This window comes from Lentzea aerocolonigenes, from assembly GCF_000974445.1.
Lineage (GTDB): Bacteria > Actinomycetota > Actinomycetes > Mycobacteriales > Pseudonocardiaceae > Lentzea > Lentzea aerocolonigenes.
The window spans coordinates 1-16,281 of record NZ_BBOJ01000017.1 but is presented as its reverse complement, the minus strand read 5'-3'; the positions used below and the strand labels follow the sequence as shown (position 1 = coordinate 16,281).

General features: G+C 69.1%; 18 protein-coding genes. 11 read left to right on the top strand and 7 right to left on the bottom strand.

Annotated features, from left to right (window positions below; all coding sequences use genetic code 11):
• Positions 1 to 14 precede the first annotated feature (14 nt).
• The 4 genes from AOM45_RS30365 to AOM45_RS30350 form a co-directional block, all read right to left on the bottom strand.
• Positions 15 to 2,099, bottom strand: a complete 2,085-nt coding sequence (locus AOM45_RS30365; RefSeq protein WP_030474121.1) for an alpha-galactosidase — start codon at positions 2,097 to 2,099, stop codon at positions 15 to 17.
• 98 nt (positions 2,100 to 2,197) lie between these two features.
• On the bottom strand, positions 2,198 to 3,595 hold the full coding sequence (locus AOM45_RS30360) for a GntP family permease (protein ID WP_030474122.1): 1,398 nt from the start codon (positions 3,593 to 3,595) through the stop codon (positions 2,198 to 2,200).
• Positions 3,592 to 5,175, bottom strand: a complete 1,584-nt coding sequence (locus tag AOM45_RS30355; RefSeq protein ID WP_030474123.1) for an N-acyl-D-amino-acid deacylase family protein — start codon at positions 5,173 to 5,175, stop codon at positions 3,592 to 3,594. The genes AOM45_RS30360 and AOM45_RS30355 overlap by 4 nt, the downstream gene beginning before the upstream one ends.
• 13 nt (positions 5,176 to 5,188) lie before the next feature.
• Complete coding sequence (locus tag AOM45_RS30350) at positions 5,189 to 6,469, bottom strand: amino acid deaminase (RefSeq protein WP_372497507.1); 1,281 nt, start codon at positions 6,467 to 6,469, stop codon at positions 5,189 to 5,191.
• Between the two features lie 97 nt (positions 6,470 to 6,566).
• Here AOM45_RS30350 and AOM45_RS30345 point away from each other — a divergent pair, with 97 nt between their 5' ends.
• From AOM45_RS30345 to AOM45_RS30320, 6 genes are all read left to right on the top strand, one after another.
• Positions 6,567 to 7,532: a sugar kinase gene (locus AOM45_RS30345; RefSeq protein ID WP_030474125.1), complete on the top strand. Its 966-nt coding sequence runs from the start codon at positions 6,567 to 6,569 to the stop codon at positions 7,530 to 7,532.
• Entirely contained in the window at positions 7,533 to 8,279 is a 747-nt protein-coding gene (locus tag AOM45_RS30340) for an IclR family transcriptional regulator (RefSeq protein WP_030474126.1), read from the top strand.
• Between the two features lie 11 nt (positions 8,280 to 8,290).
• Positions 8,291 to 8,671, top strand: coding sequence for a RidA family protein (locus tag AOM45_RS30335; RefSeq protein ID WP_030474127.1), 381 nt, complete (start codon positions 8,291 to 8,293; stop codon positions 8,669 to 8,671).
• An 86-nt stretch (positions 8,672 to 8,757) separates the two neighbouring features.
• Positions 8,758 to 9,306, top strand: coding sequence for a hypothetical protein (locus tag AOM45_RS30330; RefSeq protein WP_030474128.1), 549 nt, complete (start codon positions 8,758 to 8,760; stop codon positions 9,304 to 9,306).
• Between the two features lie 44 nt (positions 9,307 to 9,350).
• Positions 9,351 to 9,941 carry a hypothetical protein gene (locus AOM45_RS30325; RefSeq protein ID WP_030474129.1) on the top strand — a complete coding sequence of 197 codons (591 nt, stop codon included), beginning with the start codon at positions 9,351 to 9,353 and terminating at the stop codon, positions 9,939 to 9,941.
• The gene (locus AOM45_RS30320; protein WP_051784850.1) at positions 9,938 to 10,591 is read left to right on the top strand and encodes a hypothetical protein; all 654 of its coding nucleotides are present in this window, start codon (positions 9,938 to 9,940) and stop codon (positions 10,589 to 10,591) included. The genes AOM45_RS30325 and AOM45_RS30320 overlap by 4 nt, the downstream gene beginning before the upstream one ends.
• Before the next feature lie 83 nt (positions 10,592 to 10,674).
• On the opposite strand, the gene AOM45_RS30315 is transcribed toward AOM45_RS30320, so the two are convergent.
• Positions 10,675 to 11,025, bottom strand: coding sequence for a DUF1844 domain-containing protein (locus AOM45_RS30315; RefSeq protein WP_030474131.1), 351 nt, complete (start codon positions 11,023 to 11,025; stop codon positions 10,675 to 10,677).
• A 276-nt stretch (positions 11,026 to 11,301) separates the two neighbouring features.
• On the opposite strand from AOM45_RS30315, the gene infC reads away from it, so the two are divergent.
• The 4 genes from infC to AOM45_RS30295 all read left to right on the top strand — a co-directional run bounded on the left by infC (position 11,302) and on the right by AOM45_RS30295 (position 13,448).
• On the top strand, positions 11,302 to 11,907 hold the full coding sequence (gene infC, locus AOM45_RS30310; protein ID WP_030474132.1) for a translation initiation factor IF-3: 606 nt from the start codon (positions 11,302 to 11,304) through the stop codon (positions 11,905 to 11,907).
• 49 nt (positions 11,908 to 11,956) lie between these two features.
• Positions 11,957 to 12,151 (top strand): 50S ribosomal protein L35, encoded by a 195-nt coding sequence (gene rpmI, locus AOM45_RS30305; RefSeq protein WP_030474133.1) that lies wholly within the window; start codon positions 11,957 to 11,959, stop codon positions 12,149 to 12,151.
• Positions 12,152 to 12,222: 71 nt separating this feature from the next.
• Entirely contained in the window at positions 12,223 to 12,612 is a 390-nt protein-coding gene (rplT, locus tag AOM45_RS30300; protein ID WP_030474134.1) for a 50S ribosomal protein L20, read from the top strand.
• Complete coding sequence (locus AOM45_RS30295; RefSeq protein WP_081902850.1) at positions 12,609 to 13,448, top strand: TrmH family RNA methyltransferase; 840 nt, start codon at positions 12,609 to 12,611, stop codon at positions 13,446 to 13,448. Before rplT ends, AOM45_RS30295 begins: the two co-directional genes overlap by 4 nt.
• Here AOM45_RS30295 and AOM45_RS30290 read toward each other — a convergent pair.
• Entirely contained in the window at positions 13,436 to 14,587 is a 1,152-nt protein-coding gene (locus AOM45_RS30290; RefSeq protein WP_030474136.1) for a cytochrome P450, read from the bottom strand. The two genes, AOM45_RS30295 and AOM45_RS30290, sit on opposite strands and share 13 nt — an antisense overlap.
• 59 nt (positions 14,588 to 14,646) lie before the next feature.
• Between AOM45_RS30290 and AOM45_RS30285 the strand changes: the two genes are divergently transcribed.
• Positions 14,647 to 15,591, top strand: coding sequence for a S41 family peptidase (locus AOM45_RS30285; RefSeq protein WP_156094487.1), 945 nt, complete (start codon positions 14,647 to 14,649; stop codon positions 15,589 to 15,591).
• 76 nt (positions 15,592 to 15,667) lie between these two features.
• On the opposite strand, the gene AOM45_RS30280 is transcribed toward AOM45_RS30285, so the two are convergent.
• Positions 15,668 to 16,281: IS3 family transposase (locus AOM45_RS30280; RefSeq protein WP_059362803.1), on the bottom strand; the 614-nt coding region annotated here is incomplete at its 5' end.

The following is a 16,281-nucleotide window of genomic DNA, read 5'->3' as shown; positions in this document are numbered from 1 at the left end:
CCGTTCATCGCGATCTAGCGCAACCGCAGCAGAACTGCCTGTTCCGGTTCGAGCACCGGGAGCTGGATTCCTACGTCGGCGAGGATCGAGCCGGGCAGCGAGATCGGTTCCCAGTTCCCTCCCCGCCCGATCAGCCTCGGCAGACCGGCGGGCGCGTCGAACGTCAGCCGGTACGTCCGTGCGGGGTCGAGTCCGGGGAAGCGCACCCGCACCGGCTTGTGCTGCACCGAAGTCGTGAGCTGCGCGTAGCAGAACAGAGCCTCGGACCGGTCCGCGGCGACCACGCCGTGCACCCACGCCGCCGGGTCCGGGTGGTCGGAGTGCACCGAAACCCCGCTGTGCACCAAGGAACGCACGTCCTTGTAGTACTCGATCGCCGCCTGCAGGCCCGCGCGTTCGGAGTCGGTCGCCGAGTTGATGTCCCACTCGATGCCGAAGTGCCCGAACATCGCCGTCGCGACCCGGAACGACAGGTCGTGCGTGCGGCCGGTGGTGTGCGAATGCGTCGGGCCGACGTGCGCGCCCATCAGCTCCGGCGGCAGGAACACGCCGGTCCACCGCTGGATCAGCTGGCGTTCCAGGGCGTCGTTGCAGTCCGAGGTCCACACGCGGTCGGTGCGCGAGAGCACGCCGAGGTCGATCCGGGACCCGCCGGACGAGCAACTCTCGATCTCCACGTGCGGATGCCGCAGCCGCAGCTCGTCCAGCAGCCGGTAGAACGCCTCGGTCTGGTCGTGCACCCGCGCGCCGATCAGGTCGCGGTTGTGGTCCCACTTCACGAACGCGATGTCGTTGTCCGACAACACGGAGGACACGCGGTCGAGGATGTACGCGTACGCCTCGGGGTGCGCGATGTTCAGCACCTGCTGGTTGCGCCACGACGGCGGCAGCACGCCGGGACGCGGGCCGAGCACCCAGTCGGGGTGGGCGCGGTACAGGTCCGAGTCCGTGTTGATCATCTCGGGCTCGAACCACAGCCCGAACTCCATGCCCAGCGAGCGGACGTGCTTGATCAGCGGGGTGAGGCCGTCGGGCCACACGGTCTCGTCCACGTACCAGTCGCCGAGGCCCGCGGTGTCGTCGCGGCGGTGGCGGAACCAGCCGTCGTCGAGCACGAACCGTTCGACGCCCAGTTCGGCGGCGGTGTCGGCCAGCGCCGTCAACCGCGCGAGGTCGTGGTCGAAGTAGACGGCCTCCCACGTGTTGAGCACGACGGGACGAGGACGCAGGGAACGCTCGCGCAGCTGGCGGTGGAAAGCCGCGCTGATGCCGTCGATGCCCTCGCCGGAGTAGGCCGCGTAGAGCCACGGCGACTCGTACTCCTCGCCCGGCCGCAGGATGATCTCGCCCGGCAGCAGCAGTTCGCCGCCGCCCAGGACGGGCGTCGAGTCGGGGAAGCTCTCCGCGTACGTCACGTGGTTCCCGCTCCACGCGACGTGCAGCGCCCACACCTCGCCGGAGCGGAACGAGAACCCCGGCGTCCCGGCGAGCAACCCGATGGTCGCGTCGGGCCCGGTGCGGCCGCGGCGGTTCTCGCGGACCCACGTGCCGTAGTGGAACGGGTGCCGCTGCGGCGAACGCTCGCGAGCCCACCGGCCGGTGAAGTCGAGCAGCTCGGTGGCGTGGGCGGGCGTCGGCAGCGCGGTCTCCAGGCCCTCGAGCGCGTACGGCGTGGAGCCGTCGTTGCGCACGGTGTGCCGCAGCCGGAGCATCCCGGACGACGCCAGTTCCACCACGCCGGTCACGACCAGCTCGGCCGCCGGGTCCTCGGCGATGTAGCGGAAGATCGAGTCCTCCACCGAGAACGACGTCACCGCCAGCGCGGGCGCGAAGTGCTCACCGCCGCGGTGCCCGCGCAGGCCGGGACGACCGGAGTGCCCGGCACCCGCGTCCGGCAGCAGCGCGACCTCGACCGCGTGGTCGGGTGAGCTGTTCGGGACGACTCCCGACACGGCGCCGGCCAGAACGCGCAGAGCGTCCTGGCCGACGTCGCCGAGCGTGCGTCCCCAGTGCGTGATGACCGGCAGGCCGGCGCTCCGGACGTCGATCACCACGCTGGAGGTGCGGTCGTGCAGGTGCACGACCTCCGTGTTGTTCATGCGGGTCCCGTCCACATCAAACACAAATGAACATTGCGCCGATCCTGTGATGCGGGGCTCACGTTGTCAAGCGTGCGAACTTGTTTGGTTGTGTCCGGTTATACGACCAGGCTGAGCAGTGCCGCGACCACGAAACCGACCACGGAGAGGATGGTTTCCAGGACCGTCCACGACTGCAGCGTTTCCTTCACCGAAAGGCCGAAGTAGCGGGAGACGATCCAGAACCCGCCGTCGTTCACGTGCGAGGCGATGATCGAACCGGACGCGATCGCCATCACGATCAGGGCGAGCTGCGGCTGCGAGTAGTTCAGGTCCGCCAGCACCGGTGCCACGATGCCCGCGGTCGTCACGATCGCGACTGTCGCCGAACCCTGCGCGATCCGGATGACGCAGCTGATCACGTACGACAGTGCGATCACCGGCAGGCCGAGGTCCGAGAGTTCGCCGGCCAGGGTCTTGCCGATGCCCGTCGCGGCCAGCACGGCGCCGAAGAAGCCGCCGGCGCCGACCACGAGCAGGATCATCGCGACGGGCCGCAGGGACGCGCCCGCCATCTCCGCGACCTTGTCCCGCGTCATGCCGCGCCGGAAGCCCAGCAGCCAGAACGCGAGCAGCACCGCGATCGTCAGCGCCACGGCGGGAGTGCCGAAGAACGTGGCGATCGAGTACGGCCGCGACCCCTTCTGCAGCAGGATCGAGCCGAACGTGCCGGCCAGGATCAGCACCAGCGGCAGGCCGATGATCGAGAGCACCAGCCCGAGCGACGGCGGTTCGCGGTCGCCGTTCTCCGACTTCGCCTGCTCGGCCGCGACCAGCATCTCCTCCGGCACCGGCACGTTGATGCGCTTGCCGATCCAGTACGAGTACAGGACGCCGCCGACGAACCACGACGGGATCGCGACCGCGAGGCCCATGATGATGATCCAGCCGAGGCCGACCTTCAGCAGACCCGCCGCGGCGACCGGACCGGGGTGCGGCGGCATGAACGCGTGCATGACCGAGAGACCCGCGAGCAGCGGCATGCTGAACAGCACGATCGACTTGCCGCTGCGCTTGGCCGCCACGTAGACCAGCGGCGCCAGCACGAAGATGCCGATGTCGAAGAAGACCGGCACACCGAAGATCAGACCCGCGAGGCCGATCGCGACGGGCGCGCGCTTCTCGCCGAACACGCTCATCAGCTTGTCCATCAGCACCTGCGCGCCGCCGGACGCCTCGAGGATCGCGCCGAGCAGCGTGCCGAGACCGATGATCGCGGTGATGTGCCCGAGGATGCCGCCGAAGCCCTTCTCCAGCAACGAGTCCGAGGCCTTCTGCGCCGAACCGACCAGCGTCTCCGTCGGCACGCCCGCGGCCAGGGCCACACCGAGCGCGACGACGAGCAGCGCGATGAACGGCTCGACCTTGAACCTGATGATGAGGAGCAGCAACACCGCGATGCTCACCACCGCGAGGGTCAGCAGACCCGGTGTCGTGTGTTGCAACCAGTTGATCACGGGCGGCTCCTGAGTGAATGGCCTGGCAATGCGCCGGTGGCGGTTCCGTCGTCGATCACCGGTACCCCGTTGCAGAACACGTACGGGATGCCGGCGGCCTGCTGCCGAGGCTGGTCGAACGTCGCCGTGTCGGCGATCGTCGAGGCGTCGAACAGCACCAGGTCGGCCGCGAAACCCTCGCGGACCAGACCCCGGTCGGTGAGCCGCAAACGCTTGGCAGCGCGGCCGGTGAGGTGCTCGACGCACTCCTCCAGGCTCAGCACGCCCAGCTCGCGGACGTAGCGCGCGAAGTAGCGGGGGAACGTCCCCCACGCGCGCGGGTGCGGCCGGTCGCCGACGAGCAGGCCGTCGCTGCCGCCCGTGTGCGCCGGATGCTTCATGATCGCCTGCACGTTCTCCTCGTGGCCCACGTGCATGAGGCACGACGTGCCCAGGCGTTCGTCGACCAGCACGTCGAAGTACAGGTCGGCCGGGTTGCGCCCGAGCCGCGCGGCCGACTGGAGAACGCTCGCGCCGACCAGGTGCGCGTTGTGCTCGTGGCGCACCCCGTTGATCTCGATGGAGTCCCAGTCGACGGGCACGCCGTGGCACCCGTCCGAGCCGATCTCCTCGATCTCCTCGCGGATCCGTTCGCGGGTGTCCACATCGGACAACCTCGCGAGTGCGCTGTCCGGCCCGCCTTCCGTGGCCCACGACGGCAGCAGCGCCGAGAGGTACGTCGCGCCCGGCAGGTACGGGTAGGTGTCCAGCGAGATGTCCGCGCCGTCGGCGATCGCGTCGTCCAGCAACGCCAGCAGTTCCGGCGCCCTGCCCTCGTTCACCGGGAAGTTCATCGTCGCGTGCGCGAGGTGCAACGGGCAGCCGGACCTCCGCGAGACGTCCACCATCTCGGCGTACGCCTCCAACGCGCCCGCGCCGTAGCTGCGGTGGTGCGGGCTGTAGAACCCGCCGTAGTTCCCCACGACCTCGCAGAGCTGCACCAGTTCGGACGTGTCCGCGTACATGCCGGGCGTGTAGGTCAGCCCGGACGACATGCCGAAAGCGCCTTCCACCAACGACTTCGCGAGCTTGTTCTTCATGACGAGCATCTCGGCGTCGGTCGCGGGCCGGTCCTCCCAGCCGACGGCCAGCATCCGCAACGTCCCCTGCGGCACCAGGTAGGCGGCGTTGACCGCGATGCCCTGGTCGAGGCGGTCGAGGTACTGGCCGACCGAGCGCCAGTTCCAGTCGAAGCCGGGCGGGTCGTCGTTCCACCCGGCGAGCTGGCCGCGCAGCGTGGCGAGCACCTCGTCGTTGACCGGCGCGTACGACAGGCCGTCCTGGCCGAGCACCTCGGTCGTGACGCCCTGCGAAACCTTCGCCAGGTGATCCGGTTCGGCCAGGATCCGCAGGTCCGAGTGCGAGTGCATGTCGATGAACCCCGGCGCGAGCACGAGCCCGTCCGCGTCGATCGTTCGTGTTCCCGTGGCCCCTTGACCAATGGACGAGATGACGCCGCCCTTGATCGCCACGTCCGCGCGGTACGCGGGTCTGCCCGTGCCGTCGGCGATCAGTGGACCGCGCAGGACGACGTCGTCCATCGGAGCGCTCCTTCTAGAAGTAGGTGCGGATCAGGTCGACCACGGTCGTGCCCTGCACGACCGGGATGAGCTGCCACTTGTCGAACACCGTGCAGGGGTGGGAGAGACCCAGCCCGACCCAGTCGCCGACGCGGACCGTGGCCTCCGCGCCGAGGGAGAGGAACGCGTGCTGGTCGTTCAGCGCGGTGACCTTCGCCTGAGTCAGCGGCGCGATCGCGCCGTCCCTGCGGCGCACCAGCTGCGGCTCCGGCAGACCCAGGTCGTACGAGGCGTCGCGCTTGCCGAGCGTCAGCAACGCGAGGTCGCGCTGCGGCCGTGACGTCACCTGGGCCCAAGCCCTGAAGGCCGGACGGAACGGCTCCACGCCCTGGATGCGCGAGAACGGCGACATTTCGCGGTAGAAGCCGTCGTCGTGGGTGATGTACGCGCCACTGCGCAGCACCGGCGTCACCGGCACCGGCCACGGCTGCGTCAACGTCGCCGCCACCTGGTCGAAGTACTGGCTGCCACCCGCGGTGACGATCACCTCGCCCAGCTCGTCGAGCATCCCCGCGTCGGCCATGCGCAGCACCAACGTCCGCAGATCGGTCAGGTAGCGGTCCACGATGTGCTGCGACGACTCGGACGCGTCGTGCGCCAGTGCACCCTCGTAGCCGCTGATGCCGGCCAGTCGCAGCACCGGGCTCTGGTCCACGGCACGCGCGACGGACAACGCGGTGTCGAGATCGCGTGCACCGGTACGTCCACCGGGCGCGCCGAGCTCGACCAGCACGTCGATCTGCCGTGACGGCTGGAGCTCCTGCAGCGTCTCGGTCATCAGCGCGACGCCGGCCTCGGAGTCGGCCCAGCAGCTGAACTCGAACCGCGAGTCGTGGTCCAGCTCGCTCACCAGCCAGCGCAGCGCGGCCGGGTCGAGCAGCTGGTTCGCGAGCAGGATCCGGCTCACGCCGAACGCCCGGTACACCCGCAGCTGCGAGGCGTTGGCCGCGGTGATGCCCCAGACGCCGTGCTCGATCTGCCGCTGGAACAGCTGCGGCGCCATCGTCGTCTTGCCGTGCGGCGCGAGCTTGACGCCGTGGTTGTCACACCACTTGGCCATCGTCGTCAGGTTGTGCGTCAACGCGTCCGCGTCCAGCACGACGAGCGGGCCGACGAACTCGTCGGCGAAGAGGTCGAGCCGCTGGTCGGCGACCTCGCCGATGGTCGAGCCGAACGTGGCCGACGGCAGTCCCTTGAACCGCCAGCTGACCCGTTCGGAACGGATGTCGGCGACGGCCGCGAGGTCCATCTCCATCAGTTGTTGCATATTTTGCAACTCCCATTGCGCGATGTGATGCTGGAGTGTGTAGCATTCGGGTGCGCCGCCGTCAACGAACACCTCTGGAGCACGCATGCGGTTCGAACACGTCGGCGGTGTCGTTTGCCTCGGCGAGACCATGGTGATGATGGTTCCGGCTGAGCCCGGTCCCGTGCACCTCGTGCGGACCTGGCACCGCGCCATCGGTGGCGCCGAGTCCAACGTCGCCTGCCACCTCACGCGCCTCGGTGTCGACGCGGCGTGGGTCGGCGCGGTCGGCGACGACTCGTTCGGGCTGGCGGTGCTCGACACCGTCGGGAGTTTCGGCGTGGACGTCTCACGGGTGCGCGTCGACGCGACCCGCCCGACCGGCCTCTACGTCAAGGAGGCCTCACCGCACGGCAGCCCGGTGCGCTACTACCGGCGCGGGTCCGCCGCGTCCGGGATGGGGCTCGAGATGATCGACCGGCTGGGCCTCGGTGAGGTGAAACTGGTACACCTCAGCGGGATCACGGCCGCCCTGTCCGACTCGTGCCTCGCGCTGATGCGCGAGCTGCTGCGCCGGCCGCGGCAGGACTTCCGGATCTCGTTCGACCTGAACTGGCGGCCCGCGCTGTGGACGGACCGCGACCCGCGCGTGCTGCGGGAGCTCGCGGACCTGGCCGACATCGTGCTCGCGGGCTCCGACGAGGCGGAACTGGTGTGGGGCACCGGCGATCCGGCCAGGTTGCGGCAGCTGCTGCCGGGCCCGGCCTCACTGGTGGTCAAGCACGGCGCGGACGGCGCGACCCTGCTCGAAGGCGGTTCGTCGCACTTCGAACCGGCGTTGAAGGTCGAGGTCGTGGAACCGGTCGGCGCCGGCGACGCGTTCGCGGCCGGGTTCCTCGCGGCCACGCTGGCGGACCAGTCGTCGTCGGTGCGGCTGCGCGCCGGGCACCTGCAGGCGGCGTCCGCGTTGCTGACCGCGGAGGACGTCGGAGATCCTTTGCCGGACGACGTGACAGATCCGCTGCTGCACGCCGACCCGCAGACCTGGGCGTCCGCCCGCCTGGAGGTGTAGATGAGCCAGAGCCTCGACCGCGCGCTCACGCTGGTGAGCGAGCTCGCGACGGGCCCGAAGACGCTGGACGAGCTGTCCGGCGTGATCGGCGTGCACAAGTCGACGACGCTGCGGCTGCTGCGCACGCTGGAGTCGCACCGGTTCGTGCAACGCGACGGCGTGCACCACTACCGCCTCGGCACGGCGCTGTTCGACCTCGCCAACCGCGCCCTGGAGGAACGCGACGTCCGCCGTGCGGCCGAGCCCGCGTTGCGCGAGCTCAACTCCCGCCTGGGACACACCGTCCACCTCGCGTCCTACGAGGACGGTGAGGTGATCTACATCGACAAGTACGAGTCCAGGCACCAGATGCGCATGTACTCGCGGATCGGCCGCCGCGCGCCGTTGCACTGCACGGCGGTGGCGAAGGTCCTGCTGGCCGACCTGCCGGCACCGGCGTTGCAGAAGGTGCTGGCGGGCATGGAGTTCCCGCGCCTGACCGCGAACACCATCACCGGCCCGACGGCGTACCTGGCCGAGCTGGAACGCGTGCGCGCCAACGGGTACGCCGTCGACAACGCCGAGCACGAGGACTTCATCCACTGCATCGCCGCCCCGATCAAGGGCTCGCGGGGCGAGGTGCTCGCGGCCGTGTCGATGTCCGTGCCGAAGGTGCTGCTCGACTACGACGGTCTGCTGTCCCACCTGCCAGACCTGCTCGCCACCGCCGAAGCCGCTTCGGTGGAATGCGGTTATGTTCCAAGATAAGGGGAAACACGTTGTCCAAGGTTGAGATCAAGACTGCCGACGCTCCGCAGCCGGTGGCCCGCTTCTCGCAGGGTGTGCGCAAGGGCAACATCCTTCAGGTGGCCGGCCAGGTGGCGTTCGATCCGTCCTCCGGTGAGATCGTCGGCACCACCGTGGCCGAGCAGACGCGCCAGACGTTCGCGAACCTCAACGCCGTGCTCGCCGCCGGCGGCGCGTCCATCGACGACGTGGTGATGATCCGCGTCTACCTCACCGACACCGCGCACTTCGCGGAGCTCAACGAGGTCTACGGCGAGTTCGTCACGGACCCGGCGCCCGCGCGCACGACCGTCTACGTGGGACTTCCGGCCGGTCTGCTCGTGGAGATCGACGCGCTGGCCGTCGTCGACTGACCTGGTCGTGCCGGTTGCGGCACCAACTGCTTTGCTGAGGGCGTGCCTCCACTCGGGGGTGCGCCCTCGGCAGTTGGAGGACACCGTTGATCTCCGAGAAGGCCAACTTCCGGATGCGGGCCGCGCTGCACGCGATCAGGCCGGGCGAACCGGAACTGCCGCGGGAGCTCGCCGCCGTCGTGCGCGAAGCTCCCGACCGCGACCTGCGCGGTGACGACCTCGCCGAACTGCTGGGCCTGTCGATCGTGTACGCGCGAGCATGTCTATCGGCGTCCGATCTTCCCGCCACGGCGATGTTCTCCATCTCGGAGCCGCACGACGCCGCCGTCCCGGTGACCACGACCGTGACCTTCGGGACGCCCGTCGCGTCCGGGTTCGAGAACGACGAACGACCGTTGCTGGCGCTGAGCAACGAGCCTGCCGAGTTCCTGTATCCCTGTGACGACAACCACTTGTGCGTCATGGCCGACACCGCGACCGCGCTGGAGGACCTCGGACTGCCGCGTGACGAGGCGATCGCGAAGGTCAACGCGTTCTGGGCGCGGCCAGACCGGCGGTACTCGCTGCTGTACGGCGGCTGGATCGGGCGGCAGTCGGGTGAGCACTGGGCCCGGCTCATGACCACCGCGCACTGACCCGGTCGCTCGGCACCGAATGCTTCACATGGCAACATCCTCGTATGAAGTGGTACGCGGACAGACCTGTCAGGTTCACGCGTCAACTGATCGCAGACCTCCTCGCCGTCGGCTGGGTGGCCCTCTGGATCTGGGTGGCCACCACCGTCCACGACTGGGTGCTCCAGCTGAGAGCTCCGGGAGACGGCCTGGTCAACGCGGGCGGCAACATCCGCGACGTCTTCACCAACGCCGCCAACAAGGCCCGAGGGCTTCCGCTCGTCGGCAACGACCTCGCGGGAGCACTCGGCAACGGCACCAAGGCCGGCGAGACCCTCACCGACGCGGGCCACGCGCAGATCAGCGTCGTGGAGGAGTCCGCGTTCTGGCTCGCGGCCGCTCTGATCGTCGTTCCGGTCCTGTTCCTCCTCATCACCTGGTTGCCGCTGCGCCTGCGGTACGCGCGCAAGGCGGGCAACACCGCGAAGCTCAGGGACAAGCCCGACCTGCTCGCGCTGAGAGCGCTTACCAGCCTCTCGCCCAGGCAGCTCGCGAAGTTCCCGAACGACCCGGCGGTCGGGTGGCGGACCGGGAACACCGACGTCATCGACGAACTGGCCCGCAGGCAGCTGGCAGCGTTGGGGGTGAAGGCATGATCGCGTTGGCAGTCATCGCCGCGGTGGTGGCGATGTGCGCGGTGGCCGTGTCGTTGTGGCAGGCGCGCGAGGCGAAGAACGCGCAGGAAGCGGCTCGCGCGGCCCACGAGGCAGCCGCCAGGGCCCAGGAGGAGGCGGGCGCCGCGCGCAGGGCCGTCGAGCAGGCCACGTCCAGCGCTCTGCAGTCCAAGACGGCGGCGGAGGAAGCGCGGAAGGGGGCGGAGGAGGCGCGGAAGGCGGCGGCGCAGGCGGAGGAAGCGGCGACGGCGTCACGGATGCTGGCCGACGAGGCGCAGCTCACCGCCGCGCAGGCGACGGCTCAGGTCAACGAGCTCACGGAGGTCCTCGCCGCCGAACGCAGCCGCAGGGGCATGCCGACGTTCGCGATCACGCCCGGCGCGCCCGACGAGTTCCGGCTGAGCTACTTCGGGGGACCCGCCGTCATCGAGCAGCTCACGGTGTCCGTGGTGCCGGGCAGCAGGGTGCTCGGGCTGTCGCAGCACGACGAGCCCCCTGCCGAGCACCTGGACGTGGGCCCGCTCCACAACGGCTCCGCCATCACGTTCCGGGCGGCCACCGGGCAACGCGCCTCCGCGGTGTTCCAGGTCAGGGCGGAGCCGTGGGAGCCCGTCGTCGTCCGAGCGGACTAGCGCCTGTATCGACGTCCGATCCGTTGCTGCCCGGTTTTTCGCGCCAACGAGAACAGCAGCGGACAGGAGGTTCGGCTACCTGCTCAGTAGACGGGACCGGTGTACTTCTCGCCAGGACCCTGGCCCGGCTCGTCCGGCACGGCGGAGGCCTCGCGGAACGCGCGCTGCACCGACTGCAGGCCGTCCTTGAGCGGCGCGGCGTGCGGGCCGAGGTACTCCGACGTGGCCGTGACCAGGCCGGCCAGGCCGGTGATCAGGCGGCGGGCCTCGTCGAGGTCGCGGCGAGGGGAGTTGTCGGGGTCGGGGTCGGCGAGGCCCAGCCGTTCCGCGGAGGCGGACAGCAGCATCACGGCGGCCCGGCTGATCACCTCGATGCTGGGGACATCGCCCAGGTCACGGATACTGTCTTCAAGCGGATCGGTCACGCCTGACATTCAAGCAAGCCGACGTCACAGGCCCGCGATTCGGGGGTTGACGAGGCCGTCTGCTACTATTTCCGACGCGACCAGCTCTCGTTAGTGCGAGAGCGGCAAGTGGAGCCCCGCTCCCACCCGCGTTCACCGCCTCAAGAGGTGGCCGGGTCCGGTCTCCTCGGTACAGGACACGCAGGTGTCCGAAGCCGGGTTCGAGATCGGTCGGAAGCGGGCCCTGTCGTCGACATCGACGACGGGGCTCTTGTCTTTGGCGCAAACGAGTCTTAAAGGACGTGAATGACAAGTCCCTCGAACCGAGGTGCTCCCGTGAGCACCGAGCCGCGCATCAACGACCGCATCCGCGTGCCTGAGGTCCGTCTGGTCGGGCCGAACGGCGAGCAGGTCGGGATCGTTCGCATCGAGGACGCACTCCGACTCGCGCAGGAAGCGGATCTGGACCTCGTCGAGGTCGCCGCGCAGGCTCGACCTCCGGTATGCAAGCTCATGGACTACGGCAAGTTCAAGTACGAGACCGCCCAGAAGGCTCGTGAGTCTCGCCGTAACCAGCAGCTGACCGTGATCAAGGAGCAGAAGCTCCGGCCGAAGATCGACCCGCACGACTACCAGACGAAGAAGGGCCACGTGGCCCGCTTCCTGTCGCACGGGAACAAGGTCAAGGTGACCATCATGTTCCGCGGCCGCGAGCAGTCGCGCCCGGAGCTCGGTTACCGGTTGCTGCAGAAGCTGGCGGAGGACGTCGCGGAGCTGGGCTTCGTCGAGTCCAACCCGAAGCAGGACGGCCGCAACATGATCATGGTGTTGGCGCCGCACAAGAACATCAAGGCGCGTCCGGTCAAGCAGGACCAGGACGACGTCGTCGAAGGCGACGACGCCGCCGAGTAGGACGCACGCCCGCCCCCGACCCGGTGGGTAGCACGAGACGAGGACGGAAATGCCGAAGAACAAGACGCACAAGGGCACCTCGAAGCGAGTTCGGGTGACCGGCAGCGGGAAGATCGTCCGTGAGAAGACGGGCAAGCGCCACCGCCTGGAGGTCAAGTCCAGCCGTGAGACGCGTCGCATGGCCGGCACGACCGTCGTGTCGCCCGCCGACGCGCCGCGCTTGAAGAAGCTGCTCGGTCTCTGACCGCTCGCCCCCTTAGCAACTTTCGGGACGGACCCCGACTTCCGTCCCCTTGAGATCGACAGGATGGACCCGTGGCACGCGTCAAGCGGGCTGTGAATGCCCAGAAGAAGCGCCGTACCACCCTCGAGCTCGCCAGCGGTTACCGCGGCCAGCGCTCGAGGCTGTACCGCAAGGCCAAGGAGCAGGTGCTCCACTCGCTCAACTACGCGTACCGCGACCGCCGTGCGCGCAAGGGCGACTTCCGCAAGCTGTGGATCCAGCGGATCAACGCCGCTGCCCGCGCGAACGGCATGACCTACAACCGCCTCATCCAGGGCCTGCGCCTCGGCGGCGTCGAGGTCGACCGCAAGATCCTCGCGGACCTCGCCGTCACCGACGCCACCGCCTTCACGGCCCTCGTCGAGATCGCGCGCAACGCGCTCCCGACCGACGTGAACGCTCCGGCCGGGGACAAGGCCTGAGCCAGCAGTCACGCGCGCAACGACCCGAGGCAGCTCCGTTCACCGAACGGACGCCTCGGGTCGTTGCTGCTCGCCACCTGACCCGCCGCCAGGGCCGTGACAAGGCAGGCCGTTTCCTCGTCGAGGGAGCGCAGGCCGTGCGCGAGGCACTGGCGTGGCGTGGCGGCCAGGTCCACGAGCTCTTCGTGACGGACACGGCCGCGGAACGCAACGCCGAGCTGCTCCAGACCGCGTCCGCCGCGGGCATCAGGATCAGCGAGGTCACCGACAAGGCCGCCGCGTCGTTGTCGGAAACCGTGACGCCCCAGGGCCTCATCGCGGTCTGCGACGCCGTGCCGCAGCCTCTCGGCGAGGCGCTGCGGGGCACGCCGCGTCTCGTCGCCGTGCTCCACGGCGTCTCCGACCCCGGCAACGCGGGCACCGTCACGCGAGTGGCGGACGCGGCCGGTGCGGACGCGGTGATCTTCGCGGGCGACACCGTCGACCCGCACAACGGCAAGTGCGTGCGCGCCTCCACGGGGTCGCTGTTCCACCTGCCGATCGCGCGATCTCGTGACGCGGACGAGGCCCTCGCCGCGTGCCGCCAGGCAGGGTTGAAGCTCGTCGCCGCCGACGGCTACGCGAAGGACGACCTCGTCGAGGCCTCTGCCAGGGGCGAGCTGAAGCAGCCCACGGCATGGGTGTTCGGCAGCGAGGCCCACGGCCTGCCCGACGACGTCGTGGCGAAGCTGGACACCTCGCTGAAGGTGCCGCTGTACGGCGCCGCGGAGAGCCTGAACCTCGCGACGGCCGCCGCGGTGTGCCTCTACGCCTCGGCGCGGGATCAGCGCAGCTGAACGGGAAGTGACTCGATGCCGCGGGTCAGCTTCCCTCCGCTCCACTGTGGACGGAAGCCGGGCGCGAACTCGTAGTCCGGCATCAGGTTGAGCACCTCCTCGGCGACGATGCGCATCTCCAGGAACGCCAGGTGCTCGCCCGCGCACCGGTGCACCCCGTAGCCGAACGACAGGTGCGGGTTCCGCTCGCGTTCGCAGTCGAACTCGGCCGGACGCTCGAAGACCGCCGGGTCGTGGTTGGCCGCGCTGAGCACCGCCAGGACCCGCCCGTCCGGCACCAGCGCCGAGCCGCGGGCCGTCCGCGCCACTCCGACGACGGGCGACTCGATGCGCAGGCACTCGTCGATCACCTTCGGCAGCAACGAGGGTTCGTCGCGCAGCCGCGCGCGCAGACCGTCGACGGTCGCGAGGAAGTAGAGCAGTGTGCTCAGGCCGTGCACGGTCGTCTCGTGCCCGGCGACGATCAGGAAGACGAACATGCCGATCTGCTCGTCGACGGTGAGCGGCCGCCCGTCGACGGTTCCACCCGCGATCGCGAGCGCCACCGTGTCCGCTCCGGTCGCGCGCTGCCGGTCGAGCTGGCCAGCGACGTAGTCCTGGAACTCGCGCAACGCCGCGGCGCCGTCCTCCCGCGCGCCGGTGCGAGCCGCGAGGAACAGCCGGTCGAGCCACCCGAGGAACTTGTCGCCGTCCTCCGGTGGCATGCCGAGGATCAACGCGATCGCGGCCGGCGGCAGGTAGTGCGCGAGCTCCGGCACCAGGTCCGCTTCACCTCGTGCGAGCAACTCGGTGATCCGCTGCCGTACGGCCGTGCGCAACACGTCGTCGTACTGCGCCACCGCCGCGCGCGTGAAGTGCCGTTGGAGGATCTTGCGGTACGAGGTGTGCAACGGAGGGTCGAAGTCGATCGGTGGTTTGCCGGTCACGGTGACCGTGGGGATGGCGATGCCGTCCGTCGAGCTGTACGTGTCGTAGTCGCCGAGAACCTGTCTGATCGCGTCGTAGGTGAGCACGGCCGTGAACCCGTCGTGTTTGGTGGAGTGCACGACGGGACACTGCGCGCGCAAGCCGGCTAAGACGTCGTTCAACGGATTGGCCAGCAACGGATCGATGTGATCGAACTGCCAGTTGGGCTCCATGTCTTTACCCACGCCGAAAATGCGCTGTTGGTTCGCCGACCGTCTCGTATCGTGTGCCGGTGCGCGAACCAGAGATCGAACTCCTGTGCTCCCAGCTCGCCTCCTACTACGTGTTCCCGGACACGGCCAACGAGATCGCGAAAGTCCTGCGCGCCCGTCTGGACGAGGGCGCCTATTCCGATGTGGACGATCAGGAGTTCGCCGCTCGCGTCACCGCTGACCTGCAGTCGGTCAACGGGGACAAGCACCTGCGCCTGCTGTACAGCCACGACGAGGTCCCCGAGACCGGCCAGGTGTCGGCGTGGGATCCGGTGGCCTACCGGAAGGAAGCCGAGCTGGACGCGTTCGGCATCACCAGGGTCGAACGCCTGAAGGGCAACGTCGGCCTGCTCGACCTGCGCCTGCTGCACGACGCCGAGATCGCCACGCCGGCGTTCGTTGCGGCCATGAACCTGATCGCGCACACCGACGCGTTGATCATCGACCTGCGCAACAACGGCGGCGGCGACCCCAACACGGTCGCGCTGATCTGCAGCTACCTGTTCGACGAGCGCGTGCACCTCAACGACATCTACAGCCGCCCCGAAGACACCACCGAGCAGTACTGGACCCTCCCGCACGTCCAGGGCCCGAAGTTCGGCGGCAAGAAGCCGATCTACGTGCTCACCAGCGGCCGCACGTTCTCCGGCGCCGAGGAGCTGAGCTACAACCTGCAGCAGAACGAGCGCGCCACCCTGATCGGAGAGACCACGAAGGGCGGCGCCCACCCCGGCGACCGCTACCGCGTCGGCCCGCACCTCAAGTCGTCGATCCCCAACGGCCGCGCGATCAACCCGATCTCCGGCACCAACTGGGAGGGCGTCGGCGTGGTCCCGCACATCCCGGTGTCCGCGGACGAGGCGTTCGACGTCGCCTACAAGAAGGCGCTCGAACACGTCCTGACGCTCGGCGACGAAGGCCCCCGCCGCCCCATCGCAGAAGCGACCCGCGAAGCCCTGAAGTGATCTCGATGAAGGGCGCCTTCACCCACGTGAGGTGGATGTGAACTGGTCCCCGGAAGTTGGACTGGCTAAGTAAAGGTTAGGCCGCGAGGGCCTGGGCTCGGTACTCGACCGGGCTCAGGCCCTTGAGCGTGGTCGAGATACGGGTGGTGTTGTACCAGTCGATGTACTCGTGCAGAGCCACGGTGAACTCCTCGACGGTGTCGAACCTGGTGTGGTGGAACAGTTCTTCCTTCAGATGGCCGAAGAAGTTCTCGGCGATCGAGTTGTCGAGACAGTTGGCGCGCCGTGACATCGACTGGGTCAGGCACGCGTCGGCCAGCAGGGCACGCCAGGAGGCGTGCTGGTACTGGAAGCCCTGGTCGGAGTGCACCAGCGGCGCGGCCCCGGCGGGCAGGGTGGCGATCGCCTCGCGCAGCGAGGAGTTCGTCAGCTCCAGCGTCGGCGAGGGTCCGCAGGAGTAGGCGATGACGGACCGGTCGAACAGGTCGATCACGGGTGACAGGTAGACCTTGCGGTCCCCGATCCGGAACTCGGTCACGTCGGTGACCCACTTCGTGTCCGGAGCCTCGGCGCCGAACTCGCGGTTGAGCACGTTCTCGGCGACCGTGCCGGGCTGCCCGAGCCAGGACCGGTACCGCCGGGGCCGCCGCACTATGCAGACCAGACCCAGCGTGTTCATCAGCGTAAGCA